We start from the raw sequence: 22,190 nt of genomic DNA, 5'->3' as shown, positions 1-22,190 counted from the left end.
GAAGTGCTATTGTGCGGCAGGCTAGTATAAGGGATGACTCAAAGCTGGTCTAAAAGTGCCTTACGTTTCTCTTCGTAATCCGCGTCACTGATAAGCCCTTCATCGAAAAGCTCTTTAAGTGTAGCGAGTTTGGCACGAACTTCGGTTGAAATCGTGTCAGCTGCCTCACCGACGATAGAACTGCGTTTACCCGTTAAGGTTTCATCGATAGTTGCGACAAAAATTTTGCTGTATCTGCCGTTCGCTTCAAACTGACAATCTGTTTCACCATCGTAGGCCCATGGCACGTTAGACCACTCTTTGATCTGAGGGCTGTCAGACGCACATTTACGAATTTGACCCAGTTTTATCAGGTTCCGGCCTTCAAGCTGATACTTCTCAATCACACTCCATGACCAGTGTGAATTTTCCGGATGATGGCGGACATCTTTGGGAGATTCGAGGAAAAACTCCTCATGATGCCCGTATGTCATATACAGGTAGCTGCCGTCATACAGCGCGAGAAATTTAGAACGGGTCCAGTTACAGTTGGTACAGGTATACCAGCCGTAAATAATATTATTTTCGTCCATGCGCTCGAATTGAAGATAAATACCGTCACTCACGTACTGCCGGTAAATTTTTTCCTGCGGCTCCACAGGCTTTATACTGACGAGCTTTTTAAATACCTCTGTTTCCAGCATAGGCGAGGGCGGATTCCAGGTGGCACAACCACCCAGAGATAAACCTGCAAGGACCAGACAGGCCGATAAAAATTTGTTCACGGACACTTCCTTATTCAGTAATGCAATTGATTAAATATGGAACAAGTATACAAAACTGACAAGGAAGCGGGCGGGAACTTGCTAACGTTCTTTCATACCCGGGTATAGTAAGCCGGAAACAAAACAGCCACCCGAAGGTGGCTGTTTTTAACGATAACTTATCAGCAAGTCTTACTCGTCCAGGAAGCTGCGCAGCTGCTCTGAACGGCTTGGGTGGCGAAGTTTACGCAATGCTTTCGCTTCAATCTGACGGATACGCTCACGGGTAACGTCGAACTGCTTACCAACTTCTTCCAGCGTGTGGTCAGTGTTCATGTCGATACCGAAACGCATACGCAGCACTTTTGCTTCACGGGCTGTCAGACCGGCCAGAACTTCCTGGGTCGCGTCTTTCAGGCTGCCGCCGGTAGCTGAATCGAGGGGCTGAATAATGGTGCTGTCCTCGATAAAGTCACCCAGATGCGAATCTTCATCATCACCGATGGGGGTTTCCATGGAGATTGGCTCTTTCGCAATCTTAAGCACTTTACGGATTTTGTCTTCCGGCATTGCCATACGTTCTGACAATTCTTCCGGCGTTGGCTCACGACCCATTTCCTGCAGCATCTGACGGGAGATACGGTTCAGTTTGTTAATGGTTTCAATCATGTGAACCGGAATACGGATAGTCCGTGCCTGGTCAGCGATTGAACGGGTGATTGCCTGACGGATCCACCATGTTGCATAGGTTGAGAACTTATAACCACGACGGTATTCGAACTTATCAACCGCTTTCATCAGGCCGATGTTACCTTCCTGAATCAGATCCAGGAATTGAAGGCCACGGTTGGTGTATTTTTTCGCGATTGAAATAACCAGACGTAAGTTCGCCTCAACCATTTCTTTCTTCGCTCGGCGGGCTTTCGCTTCACCGATAGACATGCGACGGTTAATGTCTTTAATGTCAGCGATAACCAGACCAGTTTCCTGTTCTACGCTGTTCATCTTGGAGACAGAACGCTCGATATCTTCTTTGTAGTTTTGCAGCATGCCGGTGTAAGGCGCGCCTGAAGATAACGTGGCTTCTAACCAGTCTGTAGTGGTTTCGTTGCCAGCAAATGCCTTAATGAAATCTTTCTTAGGCATCTTTGCGTTTACAACGCAGTACTTCATGACCAGGCGTTCCTGGATGCGTACTTTGTCCATCATGTCGCGCATGTTTTTAACCATGCGGTCAAACTGCTTAGGTACTAAGCGGAATTCTTTGAAGACTTCGCTGAGTACGCCAATTTCTTCGCGGGATTTCTTGTCTGAACGGCCATGCTTTTCAATTACAGCACGGGTCTTCAGGTATTGTTCACGAAGCTTACCGAACTTTTCACGGGCAACTTCCGGATCAACGCCGCTATCGTCCTCATCGCTATTATCATCATCGTCGTCGTCATCATCGTCATCATCTTCGTCGTCTAACTCTTCAGCTGACAATTCAGAACCGATGTGGGTAGCGGTAGGTGCGAGATCCTGCTCTTCGTTAGGATCAACGAAACCGGAAATAATATCGCCAAGACGAATTTCTTCCGCTTCAAATAAATCCCACTGTTCCAACAGGTAAGTGATGGCTTCAGGGTATTCAGCAACAGAACACTGAACCTGGTTGATACCGTCTTCGATACGCTTGGCGATTTCGATTTCGCCTTCACGGGTCAACAGTTCAACGGTACCCATTTCACGCATGTACATGCGGACAGGGTCAGTTGTACGGCCAATTTCACTTTCTACGGTTGCCAGCGCCTGAGCTGCAGCTTCAGCGGCATCTTCATCGGCGGTGGTTTCTTGCATGAGTAATTCATCGGAATCCGGTGCGGACTCTGAAACCTGAATACCCATATCATTGATCATACTAATGATGTCTTCGATCTGATCTGAATCGACGATATCTTGTGGCAGGTGGTCGTTTACTTCTGCAAAAGTTAAGTAACCTTGTTCTTTACCTTTTGCAATCAGGAGTTTAATCTGAGACTGCTTGCTTTGAGCCATATAACCTACACTTCTCACATTGAATTAATAAGCAAAAAAGCACGTTCAAGAGCCGGAAAAATCCCGTCTTGTCCATGCTTGCTATCGTTTGTTACCGCACCTGTCAGAACATCGGCTATTGTAATTTCGGCCTGAATTATGCATCTTATACGTCTCAAGATTGCATCAAGGTAAGCCCGATGTTTTCTATAAAATCTGCTTGCAGCGAATTAGTCAGTATAACAGAAAGACACCATTTTTGACCAGACGTTCAGCGTGATTTTTCGCCAGAACTTTATCCGGCGGCCTCGTGAGCTACGACTTCTGACGTTCTTTCATCAATAAGGTCAATTCTGTTTTCTCTTCCTGAGAAAGCGGCTGCATACGCGAGCGTGAAATCAGCGTCTCAATTCTGCTGTCGAAATGCCAGTCGAGCAGCTTTGCAAAACTGTCGCAATACACGGTATCTGCGTCATCTTCCTTAATCAGGTGTTCCTGTAACAGTAACTTCGCGATGACAGAAGAATGGGGATGGTCACGGAAGTTTTCAAGGACCTGGGCGGTGGTGGATTGTGGATTATTTAAACAATACCCGTGGATGTCGATGAGTACGTGGATACCGGCAACACCACTTTGTGCCAGTACCTGCGGCGAGCAGTGGGTGTGTCTGGCAGCCAATGCCGGGTTATCCAGCAGTAACCGCACCATTGTGCGGACCGGCGATATCTGGGTCTTTTGTTGGGTGTAGTGGGAATCCTTTGGTTTTGACGACTTTTGTTTTGCCTGTTGCATATCCTGCTGCAAACGAAAGCGGTCATATTCACCCACATGTTTCGCCAGCTCTTCCTGCAACATGGCTTTCTGACTGTCACCCAGTACCTGGTCTATCAAAGGCTGCGCAGCGGCTTTCAACGCCACTTTACCTTCCGGCGTGCCGACTTCATGTTGTTTCAGCAGTGACTCAAAGAAGAACCGCGACAAGGGCATGGCATCATCGAGTAATGCCATAAAGGTGTCTTTGCCCGTCTGGCGAACCATGGTATCCGGATCTTCACCGTCGGGAAGAAAAAGGAATGTCAGTTTCACACCATCTTTTAATGCGGGTAATGCATTTTCAAGTGCCCGCCAGGCAGCTTCTCGCCCGGCACGGTCACCGTCGTAACAGCACACAATGTGGGAAGTGGTGCGCATCAGCATACTGAGATGCTCCGGCGTTGTCGCCGTGCCCAGTGCTGCCGTGGCAATATGGATATCGAACTGGCTCAGCGCTACCACATCCATGTAGCCTTCCACTATCACCACTTTATCGAGATGGCGCTGGCTTTGTTTCGCCTGATAAAAGCCAAACAGTTCGTAGCCTTTGTGGAAAATCCGTGTTTCCGGAGAGTTAAGGTACTTCGGGCCGCCGTCATCCAGCACCCGGCCGCCAAAGCCGATCACTCTGCCACGGCGATCGCGGATAGGAAACATGATCCGGTCACGGAAGAAATCATAAGTCTTGCCGCGATCATTTTTGTTTACCAGTTTCAGATCCAGCAACTGCTGAACCCGTTGGGGATCTGTGCCGAAGGTTTTCAGTACGCCATCCCATTCTGACGGGGCGTAGCCGATTTCCCAATGCTTCACAATATCACCGGATAAGCCGCGACCTTTCAGGTAGTCAATTGCTTTGGGGCTGTTGGCATGCTGTCTTAACTGCTGCTGAAAATAGCGGGTGACAGATTCCATCAGTGCATAGTCATCCTGTTGCTGCTGACGCTTCTCTTCTGTCATTGCAGGCCGGCTGCTCTGTTCCCGCGGGATCTCTAACCCGTGTAGCCGTGCCAGCTCTTCAATCGCCTCTACAAACTCCAGCCGGTCAAATTCCATGATAAAGGAGATTGCATTGCCGTGAGCGCCACAGCCAAAACAGTGATAGAACTGCTTGTCCTGACTGACGGTAAAAGACGGGGTTTTTTCGTTATGAAACGGACAACAGGCCTGATAATTCTTACCCGCTTTTTTCAGTTTCACACGGCTGTCCACAATGTCGACAACATCGGTACGGGCTAACAGATCATCAATAAAATCGCGGGGAATTCTTCCGGACATGCAGTATATGTAACCTACGGGTATATAACAGAAACAGTAACAGCTGATCAGTGCCTGAGCGCGATGTCAGAAGGGTCAGCAAACGTGGGTTACTTTATCAGGGAGAGAAGAAGGCGCAACCTTTTCGTATTGCGCCTGATCTTTTTAAACGGCTATCTGAACTGACTCAAGGTGTTACGCGTTCAGACGCGCTTTGATTTTTCCACTCAGTGCGCCCATGTCTGTGCGGCCCTGAACTTTTGGCTTCAATGCACCCATGACTTTACCCATGTCCTGCATGCCGGTGGCACCGGTTGCAGCCATAGCTTCGTCAATCAGAGCAGCCACTTCTTCATCAGTAAGCGGTTGTGGCAGGAAAGATTCTAAAATAACGATTTCCGCACGTTCTGTGCTGGCCAGATCATCACGATTTGCCTGATCATACTGGGCGGCCGCGTCAGCACGCTGCTTAACCATCTTGGTTAAGATTGCCAGAATGGCGGTATCGTCTACAGTGATTTGCTCATCAATTTCTTTTTGCTTGATGGCGGCCAGTGCCATACGAATTGTGCCAAGTTTCAATTTCTCTTTGGCGCGCATGGCATCTTTTTGTGCGTTTTTTAAATCGTCAATTAAAGCCATAGTAATTTTCTTTCCTGATGTCGGGCTTATCAGAAGGACAGGGCGGGCAGGACGGGAATCACTTTTTCAGTGGTCCTGAGACAGCAAAGGTGCCTTAAGGCACCTTTGTTAAGCCAACACTATCTTAGTAGAGTTTTACGCGACGTGCGTTTTCGCGAGCCAGCTTTTTCAGATGACGCTTTTTAGCAGCCGCTTTTTTACGCTTACGTTCCCAAGTAGGCTTTTCGAAGAACTCACGACGACGAACTTCTGACAAAACACCTGCTTTTTCACAAGAGCGTTTAAAACGACGAAGAGCGACATCAAACGGCTCGTTTTCTCTAACTTTAACGATAGGCATTAAATTCTCACCTCAAAATTTTCAAGACTGTAGCCGGGCGTGAAAGTGTGCGATAAATCGACACCCGGGTTAAAAATGGTGCGAAATTCTATTCTTTTCTGAAGGGAAAGTAAAGCCGGTAGTGTTAATAAATTAACCAGCGATCGCAGATTTTTAGCTGAATCTGATTCGCGATCCTCGCATTTACCATTTTCAGGGTGAACGAATAACGGTAAACTTGCCCGCCCTGCACCACCATAAAGAGGTTTATCAATGCGTATTCTGGGTATCGAAACATCCTGCGACGAAACGGGCATCGCGGTTTACGATGACGAAAAAGGATTGTTGTCCCACGAATTATACAGCCAGGTTAAACTGCACGCCGACTATGGTGGTGTGGTTCCCGAACTGGCATCCCGCGATCATGTGCGTAAGATCATACCACTGATCCGCAAAGCATTGAAAGACGCGGCTACTGAAGGTGAAGACCTGGACGGCATCGCATTTACTCAGGGACCGGGCCTTGTTGGTGCATTATTAGTAGGCTCATCCGTAGGTCGCGCACTGTCTTACGCATGGAATATACCGGCCGTGGGTGTGCACCACATGGAAGGGCACTTGCTGGCTCCTATGCTGGAAGAAAATGCTCCCGCGTTTCCTTTCGTGGCGCTGTTGGTATCCGGTGGTCACTCGATGCTGGTGAATGTGCAGGGAATTGGTCAGTATGAAGTGCTGGGTGAGTCCATTGACGATGCTGCAGGTGAAGCCTTTGATAAAACCGCCAAGTTACTGGGTCTGGATTACCCTGGCGGTCCGCTGCTGGCAAAGCTGGCAGAAAAAGGTGAGGGTGGACACTATAAATTTCCCCGTCCGATGACAGATCGCCCCGGCCTGGATTTCAGCTTCAGCGGATTAAAAACCTTTGCCGCTAACACCATCCGCGATGCCGACGACTCTGAACAAACCAAAGCGAATATTGCGTTCGCCTTTCAGGAAGCTGTCGTTGATACCCTTATCATTAAGTGCAAGCGTGCGCTGAAACAAACCGGTTTGAAGCGGCTGGTCATTGCCGGCGGTGTCAGTGCCAATACGTATTTGCGTGAGTCCATGGAATCGCTGATGAAAGAACTCCGTGGCGAGGTGTTTTATCCGGGTCTCGCTTTTTGCACCGATAACGGCGCCATGATTGCCTATGCCGGCATGCAGCGCTTAAAGGCCGGACAATTCTGTGATTTATCCGCCGCCGCCAAACCCCGCTGGCCACTGGATTCTTTGCCCGCGGTGTAAGTCGCGAACTTTGCGGTCAGTGAATTGTTGTTGTCACAGTCCACTTTTATACTGTGCCAAGTATTAAAAGACGGAAAAAACAATGAAACGAAAAGGACTGTGGGCAACACTTTTGCTGGCTGTACTGACAACCGGCGTGCAGGCGAAGGATGACACGCCTTATGTGGTGATGATATCCATAGATGGTTTTCGCCACGATTATGTGGAAAAACACAACGCGGCCAATATTGCACAAATTGCGAAGGACGGGGTGCAGGCTGAGAAGATGATTCCGGTATACCCGTCCAGCACATTTCCCAATCATATTTCTATAATCACCGGTTTATTGCCCGTTCACCACGGTATCGTAAATAACGCTTTTTACGACAAATCCCGCCCTGTAAAAGACAGTTATGCCCGGTATTCCATGGGAAAAGGGTACGGCGATTCGACCTGGCTATCTGGTATGCCTTTCTGGAATCTGGTGGAATTTAACGGTTTGAAGGCGGCTACGTATTTCTGGCCGGAATCTGATGCCAGAATTAACGGCAATCTGCCGTCTTATCACTATCACTACTCTAAATATGCGGATTATCAGGGAAGAATTGATCAGATAACCGAATGGTTGTCTTTACCTGAAGTATCGCGTCCGCATTTCATTGCGGGCTACTTTTCACTGGTGGATACGCAGGGGCACGATTTCGGGCCGGATGCTAAAGAAACCTATGACGCTGTTCAGCTCATAGACGGTCTGATTGGCCAGCTTTATGGCAGAATCAAACAGCTGGATATCCCGGTTAACCTGGTGCTGGTGTCTGATCACGGTATGACGGCTATCCGCCAGGAAAGCAAGGTGGTGGAGGCTGAGCTTGGGATCAGCGACAAGTTTGCCGTTGAGACCCGCGGTTCACAAGTACTTATCTATGGCAAAGAAGGCACAACGGAGCAGGAAATCAGTGTGCTGAAGGCGTCTTTAGAAGATGCCGCTAAAGGGCGTTATTCGGTGATGTCAGATTCCCGCAGAGCCAGCGTGCATATGGAAAGGGATCAGCGTACCGGCGATATTATGCTGGAAATCCGGCCCCCGGGTTACTTTGTCAGCGACAGCACCCACGACGGTAAAGGCGCCCACGGTTTTGACGCTACACTGGACGACATGGCTGCCACCTTTATTGCTGCAGGCCCTGATTTCAGACAGGGGGCGACCATACCGCCGATGAAAAACCTGGAAATTTATCCTGGTCTGGCAAAGCTGATGAAGCTGGAATTTGTGCCTGAAACAGACAGCGGCAGCAACACCTTTAATCTTGGTCTGGCTGAGCAGTAATCTGACCCGTACCGCGGGGGCTGAAGCGTCGCTCAAAGCACCCTGCGGTTACCGGAATGATCAGAAGAACCAGCAGTACACCTACCAGCGTATTCCATCCGAAATGCTTGTATAAAAGGCTGGATAGGGTAATACCGGCCCAGCCACCCACATAGTAAAACAGTGTGTACAGAGCATTAGCACGGCCCTGTCCGCCGGTAAGTTTACCGTTCAGTGCACCCACAGCAGCGGCATGAATGGTGAAAAAACCTGCGCACAGTAAAATCAGCCCGGCAGTGACTGCCGGCACCGAGGGAAGCAACAACATAAACAGGGAAATACACAGTACAGCAGCACCTGTCAGTAAGGTGTTGCCGCTGCCGATACGGTTACTGAGCTTGCCTGTCACCGGACCAATCATCACGCCGGTAAGATACACCAGGTAAAGCAGAGTAGTGTCTTCAGTGGTGAATGCAAAAGGGGCTTGAGTAAGGTGAAAAGGCAGAAAATTAAATACTGATGAGAAGATGCCGAATCCGCTCAGCGCACACAGGTACAGTCGTAAAAGCGGCCACTGCCTGACAAGTTGAATGTAACGGACTGCAGGCGCTTTCGGATCAGACTTTTCGCGCTTATCACGGGGAAGACCGTACAGAGCCAGCGAAAAGGCAATGAGCGTGAACAGACTGGTTGCAACAAATGCATAGCGCCAGTGCTCCGGAGAAAATGCCCAGCCACCCAGTAACCGGCCGCCAAGACCACCGGCAACGGTGGCTGACACATAAGCGCCCATCACAACATTCAATTTTTCAGGGGGCAGTGAGCGGGAAAGCCAGGCAACGATACAGGTTGTCAGTGACGGAACGAAGATACCCTGTACGAATCTTGCGGCAATCAGTACATTCAGGTTGTCTGTGGCCGCACAAATCAGTCCGCACAGAACAATGGCGGTTCCGCCTGTTGCGATGACGGGTCGAACCGGAAATTTATCTGATATTAATCCGAAAGGCAGGTTTGCCAGCGCTATGCCCAACACCACTGCCGATACTGTGAAAGACACCATGACCAGGTCAGTATTAAAGTCCTGACGGAGTACCGGAAGTACCGGTTGAGTAATATAGATGTTGGTAAACGCGGCACAGACCAGCATGAAAATGATGAACTGCAAGCGGGTTTGCGCCTGAAAATGCATGATGATTTCTCAGATTACAGAAAGAAATGAAGAGTCTGCCGGTAAACCGGTCACATCCGTTATTTTGGCAGTGTGCGGTTTTATTTTAAACGTACTTTATCCCACACTTTACTTTCTTCACCTTTGAGCAGGCGTTGAATATTGTCTTTGTGCCGAAAGATAATGAGTACCGACAACATGATCACCGGAACGGTATACATAGGCTTGATAAACCAGGTAAATAACGGTGCCAGACTTACCGCAATAATGGCCGCCAGAGAGGCATAGCCCCAGACAAACATGACCAGCAACCAGGTCAGGATCAGCAGACCTGCCAGTTCAGGGCCCAGTGGCAACAGAACACCGAAAGCGGTAGCCACGGCTTTGCCGCCTTTGAAGCCGAAGTACAGCGGAAAAATGTGTCCCAGACAGGCCGCAACGCCAATAAAACCCAGGGCAACAGGTTCGATGCCCATCCAGTAGCTGCAATACACCGGTACCGTGCCTTTAAACACGTCCATGAACAATACCAGAGCAGCCGGAACGCGGCCGCCCAGTCTGAATACATTGGTTGCCCCGGGGTTATTTGAACCGGCGGCGCGGGGATCAGGAAGCTGGTATAACCGGCAAACAACAACGGCGCTGGAAAGCGAACCCATCAGGTAAGCGATACAGACCATAAGAATTACCAGGGCGATCATTTCTTGCAGACACTATCAATACGGTACATGCACGCAGACTAACAGGAATCGCAGGTAAAATACCAGCAAGGTTTAGTGACCACAGGGGCAGTTGTGGTAAAGTGGCGGCCACCACTGTAAGGCGAGCCGCAGGCGCTGTAACCTATGCCACAAACGCAACACATTATTCTGTCCGGTCTGAAAGTTGATACCCTGATCGGGGTATATGACTGGGAGCGGACCCGCAAAACCACACTGCTTTTTGACGTGACCGTACAGGCCGATCTGTCTGCGGCAATGCAAAGCGATGATGTAAAAGACACTATTGATTATGCTTTGCTGGCAAAAGCCGTTCAGGATGCCGCCGCCGATCAGACCTTTGAGTTGCTTGAAGCCCTGGGCGGCCACGTGATGAACGCTGTCTTTAAGAGCTTTCCTGTCGGGCACATTAAGCTGGCGATCACCAAGCCGGATATTCTGCCGGATGTGAATACAGTGACAGTGGTCTTTGAACAGAGTCGTGGTGACTGATGCACCTTATTACCATCAGCCTGGGCACAAATGTTCAGCGTACCTGGTACGCCAGACAAGGGTACGTTTATTTAAAACGTCACTTTTCTGCGGTAACGTGTTCAAGAATGTTTGAAAGTGAAGCGGTTGGCTTTGATGGTTCACCGTTTTATAACTGTGTGATCAGTGCTGAAACGACTTTAAGTCCCGGTGATGTGAATGCTACGCTGAAAGCGATTGAGCGTGAAAATGGCCGGACTCACAGTGAAAAAAAGTATTGTGCTCGCACTCTGGATTTAGATCTATTAACCTACGACAACGTAGTGACAACGCACCCTGTTGCGTTGCCGAGGGCAGAAATTTTGCACAATGCATTTGTACTGCAACCCCTTGCAGAACTGTTGCCTGACCACGTGCACCCCGTAACAGGAAAAACCTACCGGCAGTTGTGGCAGGAATACGATCAAACTTCCCAACGGCTATGGCCAATCGATTTTACATGGAGTGATTCTTAGGGATGACGCTTTTTGAAATTATTATTCTTGCCCTGATCCAGGGTATAACTGAATTTTTGCCAATCAGCAGTTCGGGACATTTGTTGTTGCCGGCGGAACTGCTTGGCTGGGATAGTCAGGGGCTGGCCTTTGATGTGGCTGTTCACGTAGGCAGCTTGCTGGCCGTTATGCTGTATTTCCGTCAGGAAATCGCGCAAATGACAGTGGCCTGGCTGACCAGAGGATTTACAAAGAATCAGAATACCGACAGCAAGCTTGCCTGGTATGTCATTCTGGCGACTATTCCTGCTGTGCTTGTGGGCCTGGCACTGGATGACTGGATTGAAATGAATGCCAGAACTGCGCTGGTGATAGCGGCCACAACCATTATTTTCGGACTCTTATTGTGGTATGCCGACGTGAAAGCGACACACACACAGTCGCTGGAAAATATCACCATGAAACAGGCGATCATCATTGGTCTCGCTCAGGTGATGGCGCTGATCCCGGGCACATCACGCTCTGGCATCACGATGACGGCCGGATTGATGTTGGGTCTGGACCGCGAGAGTTGTGCGCGGTTTTCTTTCTTACTGTCTATTCCGGTAATTCTGGGAGCCGGTACGTTGAAAACCTTTGATTTAGTTCAGGCGACAACAGCAGTAGACTGGAGTGCGTTACTGTACGGTGCGGCATTCTCGTTCATCAGTGCCTATTTATGTATTTTCCTGTTCCTGAGCTGGATTTCCCGTATCGGCATGCTGCCGTTTGTGATCTACCGCATGATTTTAGGCGCGGTGTTGCTTTGGTTCGTGTTCGCTTAACCTGCATGGAGAATTAGAATGTCAGAGACTATTTTTACGAAAATCATCAACAAAGAAATTCCCGCTGATATCATTTATGAAGATGATCTGGCGCTGGCATTCAAAGACATTAATCCGCAGGCGCCGGTGCACTTTCTGGTGATCCCGAAAAAGCCCATTGCAACTATTAACGACATTACAGAAGAGGATCGTGCCGTGGTCGGGCACTTAAGTTATGTGGCTGCGAAAGTAGCCGCAGAACAGGGCTTCGCAGAGCAGGGCTATCGTACGGTAATGAACTGCAATGAGTTCGGTGGTCAGACGGTCTATCACATTCATCTGCACGTACTGGCAGGTAAGCCGCTGGGCTGGCCTCCGTACACTGAAAAGCTGAAGACAGCGCTGGAATAAGCAGGAAGTCACAGAGAATGTAACCTCCCGACGAGCCCTGCAATAACATGCAGGGCTTTTTAATTTCTACAATCCCAGAACGTCTTTACCTTGTTTAAAGGTAATATCGACAGGAATATTAGCGGCTTCGAGCTTCGCCAGGTCAGACGCTAATTCAGGTTTTATGATCCACATTTCGTCCACCAGTTTTGCGACACCGTCGTAATCGCCGTCACCCTGATAAGTTAATATTAACCGGCTTAGTGCTTCTACCGCGCTGCCCATTTTTTCCATGTTTACGCTGTAGTAGCCGTCTTCATCTTTGGTAAACGCACCTTGTTGAGCAAAGAAGTTAAAGCGGATCATATTGGCTTTGCCGTGGGCAGAGCTGGCACCGAAACGCACGGAACGGAAAATCCCGGCAAGGAAAGTCACGTAGTAATCTTCAAGTACACCTTCAGTGATCTCGCCTTTTTCCAGCAGGCTCTGCACCATGTATAAACCGAGAATGTCAGCTTTCCCTTCTTCAAGGGCTGATGCATGTTCTTTCAGTGCGGCACGCACGGTGCTGCTGCCGTCCAGCGTGTTTTTGATACCCAGACCATGAGCAACTTCATGGAACATGGTATTGGCAAAAAACGCGTCGAAGGTGATGTGATTGCGCTGTTCAGGGTTGATAAGTTCATCTGCAATGGGCATGAGGATCTCGTCGAATTTGGCGCGCATGGCGTTTTTAAGCTGCAAACGCCGTGTTCCTTTCGCCAGCTGTACCCGCTCATCATTAGGCAGGTTAATTGCTATAGTTTTACTGCCCGCATTGGAGTGGCCTGCGTAGTAGATGACATCATAGGCGTTTAAATCAGCATCGGAGCCGGGCATTTCTGCTTTGTAGGCATCCGGTACCGGTAAGCCCTTTTGCAACTCCGGCAAAAACTGCGCGTATTTAGACAGTTTGTCACTCCAGGCCAGGTCTTTAATCAGAACATAAGCTTCAAAGGCGGCACGGTAACCGAAAAGCTGATCTTCATAGGTTTCAATGGGGCCAATCACCAGTTCAACAGGATTGGTTTTCATGTCCATCCAGGCCATATCTGATGCGTAATAATCGTTGCTTAACAGGGCGTCTGCCCGCAAATTCAGGTAATTCGCAAATTCTTCATTGCCGGCCAGTTTTGCGGCTTTTCTCAGCAGCGCCGCCGCTTCGGTAAGCTCAGGTTTGTATGCGTCTGAGTAGGGTACGCTGTAAAGAGAGCCGTCGTCTTTGCGTTTTACCAGCGAATAAAGGCCGTCCTTATCCGCAAAGTCTGCTGCCGCGAACTCCTCTTTAGTCATGTCGTGAGGATAGAATTCTGCGCCGGCGGGCTTGCTGTCTGTGTTTTTAAGAAAAGCGGCGTCACCGTTCAGGCGATCCCAGGGGCCATAATTAATATCTGCAAAACGGGCAACGTCTTCGTTACTGAAAGACTTCAGGAACGTATCTTTATCGCCACTGAACGCCTGCTTCCAGAAAAGTCTGTCCATGATGACAGAGGCATCGATGAGCAGCGAAAGCATGGCCTTCTGATCATCAGAAAAACGTGACAGATCAGTGGTTAATTCGACAGGCTTGTAAATAGATAGACGGGCAGGGTCGACCAGCAACTGGCCGGATTTTTCTGAAGCAGATTGCGCTTCAGGTGTATGGGTGGTTGTCGTTTCCGGTGCTTTTGAGCAGGCTGACAGCGCAAAAACGGCAGCGGCGACGGCAATACTCAAACGGGCTTTACGGGTATTCATTATCATCGTTATTTTTCCAAACAAGTTTGTCCCACCGATTGATACACAAAACATTGTGCATGTTCAACATCTGCTGCGGTCACTTGCGCTGAATATCCGTCTGTTAAGGGGAAGTCCTTTTAACAACTTACGCCGGCATGACGCATAAAAAAGTTTAAAAAAAAGCCAGATTTAACAAAATTTATACAAACTAGCGTTTTAATATCTGCTAGGGTAATTTAAAAATTCTGATTAAAAACAATAATTTATACTAAAGTATAAGGTGTCACAGTGGAAGCGCTACTCAAAAATAATAAAAGTCAGTTCCTCGATATTTTTACAACAGTATCCGGTCATAAATCGAATCTGGTCAGTCTCAACAGCTGGTGGGATAAGGTGGCACTGGTCGGCAAAATCAATTCTCTGAATGTACCCCAGAGTTTGCTCAGCAATATGCTGGAAACAAAAGCCGAATTCAGCGAGCTGCAGGAAATCCTTATAGAAAATCTGCTGTCTGAAAACATGCAGCAATGCGGAGTAAAAAATCAGGCTGTAGCGCAAACACTCATTGATATACCGGTCCGAAATCTGTTTGAACGCACTGCAGACGTTGGATTTCTGGCAACTGATGCTGACATACTGGCTTTCCTGAGTGACAGCACAGATCACGTACCGGATACGTCAGCCATAGTAAAACGCCTGACTGAATATGCTGCCAAGTATTCTGTCTATGATGACATTATGTTGTTTGATGAGACCGGACAGTTAAAAGCGCAGATGGATACAGGCGCAGATATTTCCGGCGATGATCCGGTGATTGCAGAAGTACTGACCGGCGAACATGAATATCTGGAAATTTGTCGCTATTCTCCTCTGAGGCCAGCCTTTCCCTTGTCCTCCCTTTTCCTTGCGCCTGTGAAAGATCCTGAAACTCAACGTGTTACCGGCGTTTTATGTATGAGTTTCAAGCTGGAAGGTGAGATGCGCAGTTTGTTTGCCGATCTGGATGACGGGTCCGGTGCGATCATGGCACTGCTCGATAAGCAGGGAAATACACTGGTGTCGGCTGACGAAACTGTGCTACCACGGGGGACAGCGCTGAATGTCAGTCGCAGCAATCAGATCATTACTCTGGGTAAGCATGAGTACTACTGTACCGTAGCCCGGACACGCGGCTATCAGGGCTATGCCGGGCTTGGCTGGCAAGGATGTGTATTGCTGCCGTTTGCCAGCATGTCGGCACATTCTGAAAACAGTGATGAAAACAGTGACGATGTTCAGCGCTGGCAAGGCTTTTCACCGGCATTGAGTAACATACGTCACAAGGCGAAAATTGTGACTGAGGACCTGGATCTCGTTGTGCTTAACGGACGGATAGCTGCTGCCCGCAGTGATGCTGACGAGTTTATTCCTATTCTGGAAGAGATCCGGCAAATTGGCAGACAAATGCAAACAATTTTTACCGACTCAGTAAGTCAGTTGATGAATACTGCGCTGAACACGCATTACGACGGACTGATTTTTCAGGCTGCTCTTGCCATCGATATCATGGACAGAAATCTCTATGAGCGGGCGAACGACTGTCGTTGGTGGGCACTTACCGGTTTGTTTCAAAGCGTACTCAACAAGAGGCAGATTTCCCCTGATGATGCTGCAGCAATGGCCGGCGTGCTCGGCTATATTAACGATCTCTATACTGTTTATACCGGCCTGTATATTTATGACCGGAATGGAAAGATCGTTGCCGTTTCCCGTCCGGCAATGAAAGCGCTGGAAGGGACCACGGTTCATGCTGATACAGGGGCCGGACAGGTGTTTAACCTGAAAAGTTCACAGCAATTTTGTGTATCAGAATTTGTGCCCTGTCATTACTATGAAGATAAGTACACCTACATTTACAACGCTGCGATTGCCAATGACGGTCAGGTAAATGGTGGGATCGGACTGGTGTTCGACAGTGGGCCCGAGTTTAAACAAATGCTGGAGGATGTCACCGGCGGGGAAAATGACGGTATATTTGGTCTGTACACCGACAGGAACGGGCACGTGATCAGTGCCACTGACAATGCAAACTGGAAAACCGGTGACAGAATTACATTGCCGGATACCATCAGTAAAGGTGGTAACGGGCACAAAGGTGCAGGTATTCATGAGATTAACGGCGAGGAATATATTCTGGCTTTTGCTGTATCAAAAGGCTACCGGGAATATAAAACGTCAGACGGTTATCATAATGATGTTATCGCTATTATCGGTGAGCCAAATCAACCGGTAAAATCACAGCAATAAAAAATGGCTGCCCGGGGCAGCCATTTTTGTCTGTATTAATGCACAACTATCAGAATGCGTAAGTCAGACCAACATGGGCTGCCCGTCCACGTGAACGGAATGCTGATGCGCCCTGATAATCTTCATCCAGCGCGTTTTCAATGCGACCAAATACGTCCAGGTGCTCATTAACACTGTAACGTGCGCTCACATCTACCAGTGCATAGTCTTTCAGCTTTACACCACTGTCGACTGCATCAGCGACCAGACGGACGTTAGCTTCTGCGGTCAGTGCTTCGTACTGATACATAACCCCTAATGAACCCAGTTGCCGGGGCCGACGGCTGCGCTGAGCGCCGGTGGCATCTTCGGTATCGTTATAGGTATAGTTAGCTTTCAGTAACCAGGCATCTGTTACCGCCCACTGACCAATCAGCTCGACACCGTCAGAATACGACGTGCCGGATTCCTGCAGATAACCGGAGTAAGTGGCGAGATCAAAAGAAATGGCGTCTTCGATTTTTTGATCGAAGTAAACCACTTCAACAGATGTGCCTGCAGCCGGGGTAAATTGCAGGCCGATTTCGTAACCTTCTGAGGTTTCTTCTTTCAAATCGATGTCTGAAGCAGGGGCATAACCGAAATCACGGTTGTACTGAATTTCGTACAGGCTCGGCGCGCGGAAACCTGTTCCGTATGCACCACGTAATTTCAAATCACCCTGTTCCAGTGCCCAGATGTATGCAGAACTCAGACGGAAGCTGACATGTTCGCCGAAATCTTCGTTATCATCGTAGCGAACGCCGGCGGTGGTGAATAAGTTTTCAGTAAATTCGCTTTGCAGCTCGGCGTAGTAACCGGTCTGTGTGCGGCTTTCTCCGGAAGATGTAATGCTCTCTTCCTCCCAGTCGATACCGTAAACTACGTTGTTCTGAGCATTTACCTGTGTATTACCCAGATATTCGACACGCTCGATATTCCCTTTCGTGAAGTAGCTTTGCTCGCCGAGAGTCAGGTTTTCACGCTCTACCAGGCTTTTAGAGTACGCCAGTTGCTGGTTACCTGAATCTGTTTCGTAGTTTGCATTTACGCGAAAGTTGGTCTGTTTGAAATTGCTCTGACAGTCGTCTACGTAACCATCGCTGTAGCAATGGTCAAACTCACCTTCACCGTCGTTATTACGGACAACAAAACCCAGAGATAAATCTTCAACCGGACGAACATTCACGCGGGCGTGCACGGTGGTATTTTCATAGCCGTCATCATCCTGCAGGGTGGTATCGTCAAGACGTGCGTTAAAGCCATCTGTTGAGTAATCGGACACTGACAAATAACCGTCGACCAGTTCTGTACCGGCACCCACTTCACCGGCAATGTTATTGGTGTTATACGCGCCGGCAGAGGCGGACACGCTGCCAAATGTACCCTGTTCAACACGACCGGTCTGAATGTTGATAACACCACCGGCATCTGCGCCGTATACCAGGCCTTGTGTACCACGGAGGATCTCTACCCGCGACACATTGGCGCTCTGTAACTGACCAACGTGGGGTTGAACCTGTGTGCCAGTTGGATCAGAGATGTCCACGCCGTCAATACGGATAAGCGTACGGTAACCTTCTTCACCACGGATCCGCAGTGCCGACGTCGAACCGATACCGCCGCTGTCAGTCACATGAATGGATGGCTGAATGCGCAGTACTTCTGCCAGGTTGGCATAACCGCGAAGTTCGATTTCTTCCTGCGTAACAACAGATACGGAGGTTGCCAGTTGCCGCAGTGGCGTGGCAATACGGCTTGATACGACAACGTGTTCAATAGCGTCTTCTGTACTGCCTGCGTCTGCCGCCATAACAGATGTAGCAGCGCAGCTCATAGCAACGGCCAGGGCCAGTTTGCTGGTTTTCATGTGTGTTCCTCAATCTTATTGGTGTCAACGATTGAAGGAGGGAAAGGGAGTGCGGAAACGTAAAGTCAGTTTAGCCTGAACATCCGGCATGGTGTTACATGCAGGAATGAAATGCATAAGGTAGTCACGAACAATGCAATCCGATGAAGCCCTCCGCTTCATTCGTAAAAAACTGTCTGACAGGCCGGTGTCGGGCTGAATGCATTAACTGCATTGTACCGTTGCGGGGGCAGCGGTGGATTAGAACCACACTTCCCGTTTACCTTACCCAAATACACATCGGTGTGTACCGGTAAGCACCTGAAACAGCGGGCGCAACCTTACAAACAGCAGAGGCTAAAGTCAATGTGAACAGGCGGTTTGGCACTAAATTTACGGCCTTTCTATGATCCCGCCCACCCTGGCGACAACTTGTGCCAGGCGGGGTCTTTGCGAAACAGTGACCATACCAAACCGCAGTGCGTCTTTCTCATCGGTAAGACGGGGATAAACCCCCTCAGCACAGAATGCTGAAAACAGGTCCGGAGCGCGGGGATGTGGCATGGTGCAAAAGAGCGGTGTGCCCGAACATTTAACGCCGAAGTGCGTTGTCAGTAAGTTACCCATCCACAATGCAGACTCGTTGAGTTGCCGGCGCCGCGCTGATTGCCATGACACATCGTTAAATGCGGATTCCAGCACATGTAATGCCGGCCCGTTAATCTGCCAGGGGCCCAGTACCGCGGAGCAACGTTCCCGCCATTGACGGGATGCAAACAAAAAGCCGGCGCGGATGCCGGCAAGGCCGAAGAATTTCCCTGCCGAGCGCAATACCAGTAAGTTATCCCCGTGCAGAGACTGCAACATGGAATGTTCCGGTGTGCAGTCCATAAATGCCTCGTCAATGATGAGGAGGCCGTTGAGCGCATGCAGTTGTTCCTGAAGGGGAGCGAGTGTGGTCCTCTCTTCAAGGGTGCCTGTCGGGTTGTTCGGGTTTATCACTACAACAATATCGCCGCTTTTCAGTGCGGTCAGATGAGGGAGATGCCGGTACCGGTAAACCTGTATGCCAGCATCTGTCCAGGCTTTTTCATGTTCCTTGTAGCCCGGATGCGGCACCCATACACGGGATGGTTTGCGCCCCGCGCGGCTGACTATGGCAGGTAAGTGCTGAATAACGCTCTGTGACCCGGCAACCGGTAAAAGGCTGTCACAGCCGTAATAGTCTGACGCTGCCTTAAGAAACGAAGGGGTAACTTCGGGCAGACGGTGCCAGGCTGAAGACGGTAAATCCGGTAGCGGATAACTTTCCGGCGCAATGCCGGTAGATACGTCCAGCCAGTCTGCAACCGGCCGGTTATATTGCTGTGCGATTGCATGCAGGCGGCCACCATGCTCAAGCGGTGACGCAGAAGATGATGGAGTTAAAGGTGATGACGTCAAAATGAAAGTGCTCCGGCAGCGAATATGGCGGAAAAAACTGATATTACGACACAGAATAACACTGCAGCTTTACTTACCAGAGTGAGACTTTGCCGGATATGCTCCGGCTCTGGTTTGCTGCCGCTGCCCAGTTGCGGTGCCGGCACAGATACACCGTGATAAACCGGCGTTCCGCCTCCGATGGTCACGCCCAGCGCATGTGCGCCGCCAGCCATAACCAGCCCGCCATTAGCACTTTTATAGGTTGATGATTGTTTCCGGCTCTTAGCCAGGTTGGTAAACAACTGTCGCGGATGTTTTTGTATTAAGTAGCCTGCAGCAGAAAGCCAGGCGCCGGGCAATGCCATCATATCGTCAGCTTTCGCAGCAGCCCGTCCGAAGTAAAAGTAACGGACATTTTTGTAGCCCCACATGGCATCCAGCGTGTTCACCAGCCGGTGGAGCAGGGCGAATGCAGGTCCTCCGGCTGCGAAATAAAACAACCCGGAGATAACAGCGTCATTCCCGTTCTCCAGCACGGATTCAACCGTGGCGCTGGCCATCTCGTCTTTGCTCAGGCTGGTTGTATCTCTGGACACCATATAACCGGTAAAGTGTCTGGCGGTGGTGAGGTCGTTCCTGCTCAGCGGTCCGGCAATCTGCAGCGCATGAACACGCAAACTTTGCAGGCCGGTACATAAATAAAGCGTCAGTGCGCTGAAAATAACGTACAGCCAGCCGTTCAATGTCCATTGTAAGTAAAGCACAAGGCAGAAGGCCGGTACGGTAAGCAACATTAGCGCCAGCGAACCGGTAACGATACTGAATGATGACGCCGGAGCACGGTTAAGAAAATGCTCAACCTTACCGGCAAGGGTACCGAAGCCAACCAGCGGGTGAAAGCGTGCTGGCTCGCCCAGTAACCTGTCAAGGAGCAGGGCCAGCCACAACACCAGCGGGATGACTACCCATTCATTCATTAGAGGCGTAAAACCGACGTGCTTTGTCTATGCCTTCACACATACTTTCTACTTCCCCGAGCATGCGGGTGGTCATGCGGTGAACTTTGTCTGCATCCGGAGTGAGAATAAATGCATTCTCTACGGCGGGAATATTGGGCCATTTTTGCCAGTCCATTTTGTCCGGCTGTCCCCGCCCGTGGGTTGAAGGTTGAATAATGATCTGTGGTCTGGCTGACAACACCTGCTCGAGGCTGACCTGAGGATAATCGTCATCAATACTTGCAAAAATATTGTCTCCGCCACATACCGCGATTTGTTGCTGCAACCAGGCTTCGCCGGCAACCGTGCGGAGAGGCCGGGCCCACAGTTCATAAAATACGCTCACCGGCATGGCAGAGTTATACCTGTTTTTTAAGGTTTCAAGACGCATAAGGTAGTCATCTGCAATGCGGTTGGCGGTGGAGTCCCGGCCTGTGATTTGACCTAACAAGCGGATCTCTTCTGCCACGTCTTCCAGTTTGCCCGGTTGGGTATACACCACATTAATATTGTACTTTTCCAATCGCAGTAAATCTTCAGCAGGATTACCGGTTCGCCAGGCAACCACAACATCCGGTCGTAACTGAAGGATTTTTTCAATCTGTAAGCGGGCGTAGTTGCCAATTCTCGGAATGGATGAGGCAGCCTGCGGGTAATCGGAATGGTCGGTGGTGGCAATGATTTGATCGCCGGCACCGATTTCATACATTGACTCAACCAGATGCGGCGCCAGCACGATTAACCTGAGTTGTTGTTTCTGTAAATCGTCAGCACGGACGGCGACAGACAGAAATAAACAGAGAAAAGGCAGCAGAAAGCGCAATCTCATCACCAGTCGATTCCTTTTTGCGCTTTAATGCCGGCGTCGAAGGCGTGTTTGCGGGATTGCACTTCACTGACAGTATCTGCGATATCGATAACTGCGCGGTGGCAGGCACGTCCGGTCACGACCACGCTCTGGTTTACCGGGCGGTTTTTCAGGGTATCAATGACGTCATCGAGGTCAAGATACTTGTAGGTCAGCATGTAAGTAATTTCATCCAGCAGGACCACATCAATGGACGGATCGTTGAGCCAGACTTTCGCCTGCTCCCAGGCTTTGGTGGCGGCTTTAATATCTGTGTCTTTGTCCTGAGTTTCCCAGGTGAAGCCGGTTCCCATCACGTGGAAGGGTACACCTACCTGTTGCAGCAAATCCCGTTCGCCGCAAGGCCAGGTGCCTTTGACAAACTGCACCACGGCAGCTTTCAGACCGTGACCTGCTGCCCGCGTGACAGTGCCGAAACCCGACGTTGACTTGCCTTTACCGTTTCCGGTGATCACAATCAAAATGCCCCGTTCTTCCGTGGCCTGTGCAATGCGCTCGTCTACTTTCTCTTTTTGCGCCTGCATGCGCTTTTTATGTTTATCCTGTTCACTCATGTTTTTGTACCTTTTACGTTTTCA

General features: G+C 49.6%; 20 protein-coding genes and 1 riboswitch. Of the genes, 7 read left to right on the top strand and 13 right to left on the bottom strand.

Annotated elements, in window-relative coordinates:
* Positions 1-38: 38 nt before the first annotated feature.
* The 5 genes from AC4PME_RS07105 to rpsU all read right to left on the bottom strand — a co-directional run bounded on the left by AC4PME_RS07105 (position 39) and on the right by rpsU (position 5,811).
* The gene (locus AC4PME_RS07105) at positions 39-764 is read right to left on the bottom strand and encodes an SHOCT domain-containing protein (RefSeq protein WP_474845014.1); all 726 of its coding nucleotides are present in this window, start codon (positions 762-764) and stop codon (positions 39-41) included.
* Positions 765-935: 171 nt separating this feature from the next.
* Entirely contained in the window at positions 936-2,780 is a 1,845-nt protein-coding gene (gene rpoD / locus AC4PME_RS07100) for an RNA polymerase sigma factor RpoD (protein WP_491045128.1), read from the bottom strand.
* A gap of 294 nt (positions 2,781-3,074) precedes the next feature.
* Positions 3,075-4,850: a DNA primase gene (gene dnaG, locus AC4PME_RS07095; protein ID WP_491045129.1), complete on the bottom strand. Its 1,776-nt coding sequence runs from the start codon at positions 4,848-4,850 to the stop codon at positions 3,075-3,077.
* Positions 4,851-5,024: 174 nt separating this feature from the next.
* Positions 5,025-5,471, bottom strand: coding sequence for a GatB/YqeY domain-containing protein (locus tag AC4PME_RS07090; RefSeq protein WP_119500099.1), 447 nt, complete (start codon positions 5,469-5,471; stop codon positions 5,025-5,027).
* Between the two features lie 124 nt (positions 5,472-5,595).
* Positions 5,596-5,811, bottom strand: a complete 216-nt coding sequence (gene rpsU, locus AC4PME_RS07085) for a 30S ribosomal protein S21 (protein ID WP_012517258.1) — start codon at positions 5,809-5,811, stop codon at positions 5,596-5,598.
* Positions 5,812-6,063: 252 nt separating this feature from the next.
* Between rpsU and tsaD the strand changes: the two genes are divergently transcribed.
* Positions 6,064-7,077, top strand: coding sequence for a tRNA (adenosine(37)-N6)-threonylcarbamoyltransferase complex transferase subunit TsaD (tsaD, locus tag AC4PME_RS07080; RefSeq protein WP_474845008.1), 1,014 nt, complete (start codon positions 6,064-6,066; stop codon positions 7,075-7,077).
* Positions 7,078-7,159: 82 nt separating this feature from the next.
* Entirely contained in the window at positions 7,160-8,383 is a 1,224-nt protein-coding gene (locus tag AC4PME_RS07075) for an alkaline phosphatase family protein (protein ID WP_491045130.1), read from the top strand.
* Here the strand turns inward: AC4PME_RS07075 and AC4PME_RS07070 are convergent.
* The gene (locus AC4PME_RS07070) at positions 8,358-9,554 is read right to left on the bottom strand and encodes an MFS transporter (RefSeq protein ID WP_491529534.1); all 1,197 of its coding nucleotides are present in this window, start codon (positions 9,552-9,554) and stop codon (positions 8,358-8,360) included. The genes AC4PME_RS07075 and AC4PME_RS07070 overlap by 26 nt on opposite strands.
* Positions 9,555-9,634: 80 nt before the next feature.
* The gene (gene plsY, locus AC4PME_RS07065) at positions 9,635-10,234 is read right to left on the bottom strand and encodes a glycerol-3-phosphate 1-O-acyltransferase PlsY (RefSeq protein ID WP_119500103.1); all 600 of its coding nucleotides are present in this window, start codon (positions 10,232-10,234) and stop codon (positions 9,635-9,637) included.
* A 144-nt stretch (positions 10,235-10,378) separates the two neighbouring features.
* Between plsY and folB the strand changes: the two genes are divergently transcribed.
* Genes folB through AC4PME_RS07045 form a run of 4 tightly spaced genes read left to right on the top strand, consistent with a single transcriptional unit; the run spans position 10,379 to position 12,431 of the window.
* On the top strand, positions 10,379-10,744 hold the full coding sequence (folB, locus tag AC4PME_RS07060) for a dihydroneopterin aldolase (RefSeq protein ID WP_491045132.1): 366 nt from the start codon (positions 10,379-10,381) through the stop codon (positions 10,742-10,744).
* Positions 10,744-11,238: a 2-amino-4-hydroxy-6-hydroxymethyldihydropteridine diphosphokinase gene (gene folK / locus AC4PME_RS07055; RefSeq protein ID WP_119500105.1), complete on the top strand. Its 495-nt coding sequence runs from the start codon at positions 10,744-10,746 to the stop codon at positions 11,236-11,238. The genes folB and folK overlap by 1 nt, the downstream gene beginning before the upstream one ends.
* A gap of 2 nt (positions 11,239-11,240) precedes the next feature.
* On the top strand, positions 11,241-12,041 hold the full coding sequence (locus AC4PME_RS07050; protein WP_491045133.1) for an undecaprenyl-diphosphate phosphatase: 801 nt from the start codon (positions 11,241-11,243) through the stop codon (positions 12,039-12,041).
* A gap of 18 nt (positions 12,042-12,059) precedes the next feature.
* The gene (locus tag AC4PME_RS07045) at positions 12,060-12,431 is read left to right on the top strand and encodes a histidine triad nucleotide-binding protein (RefSeq protein ID WP_491045134.1); all 372 of its coding nucleotides are present in this window, start codon (positions 12,060-12,062) and stop codon (positions 12,429-12,431) included.
* 66 nt (positions 12,432-12,497) lie between these two features.
* On the opposite strand, the gene AC4PME_RS07040 is transcribed toward AC4PME_RS07045, so the two are convergent.
* Positions 12,498-14,186, bottom strand: coding sequence for a DUF8614 domain-containing protein (locus AC4PME_RS07040; protein WP_491045209.1), 1,689 nt, complete (start codon positions 14,184-14,186; stop codon positions 12,498-12,500).
* 270 nt (positions 14,187-14,456) lie between these two features.
* Between AC4PME_RS07040 and AC4PME_RS07035 the strand changes: the two genes are divergently transcribed.
* Positions 14,457-16,454 (top strand): cache domain-containing protein, encoded by a 1,998-nt coding sequence (locus tag AC4PME_RS07035; RefSeq protein WP_491045135.1) that lies wholly within the window; start codon positions 14,457-14,459, stop codon positions 16,452-16,454.
* Positions 16,455-16,503: 49 nt separating this feature from the next.
* On the opposite strand, the gene AC4PME_RS07030 is transcribed toward AC4PME_RS07035, so the two are convergent.
* The 5 genes from AC4PME_RS07030 to cobO form a co-directional block, all read right to left on the bottom strand.
* Positions 16,504-18,342 (bottom strand): TonB-dependent receptor plug domain-containing protein, encoded by a 1,839-nt coding sequence (locus AC4PME_RS07030; protein WP_491045136.1) that lies wholly within the window; start codon positions 18,340-18,342, stop codon positions 16,504-16,506.
* Between the two features lie 165 nt (positions 18,343-18,507).
* Positions 18,508-18,661: riboswitch (cobalamin riboswitch) on the bottom strand.
* Between the two features lie 53 nt (positions 18,662-18,714).
* Positions 18,715-19,764: a threonine-phosphate decarboxylase CobD gene (gene cobD, locus AC4PME_RS07025; RefSeq protein WP_491045137.1), complete on the bottom strand. Its 1,050-nt coding sequence runs from the start codon at positions 19,762-19,764 to the stop codon at positions 18,715-18,717.
* Complete coding sequence (locus AC4PME_RS07020; protein ID WP_491045138.1) at positions 19,761-20,723, bottom strand: cobalamin biosynthesis protein CobD/CbiB; 963 nt, start codon at positions 20,721-20,723, stop codon at positions 19,761-19,763. Before AC4PME_RS07020 ends, cobD begins: the two co-directional genes overlap by 4 nt.
* A complete protein-coding gene (locus AC4PME_RS07015) occupies positions 20,716-21,573 on the bottom strand; it encodes a cobalamin-binding protein (RefSeq protein WP_491045210.1) in 858 nt (285 codons plus the stop codon). Before AC4PME_RS07015 ends, AC4PME_RS07020 begins: the two co-directional genes overlap by 8 nt.
* Entirely contained in the window at positions 21,573-22,166 is a 594-nt protein-coding gene (cobO, locus tag AC4PME_RS07010; protein WP_119500114.1) for a cob(I)yrinic acid a,c-diamide adenosyltransferase, read from the bottom strand. Before cobO ends, AC4PME_RS07015 begins: the two co-directional genes overlap by 1 nt.
* Positions 22,167-22,190 lie beyond the last annotated feature (24 nt).

It is taken from the genome of Alteromonas sp. (assembly GCF_984505615.1).
Note: the sequence above shows the minus strand (reverse complement) of the source record. Positions and strands in the feature narration are given on the sequence as shown.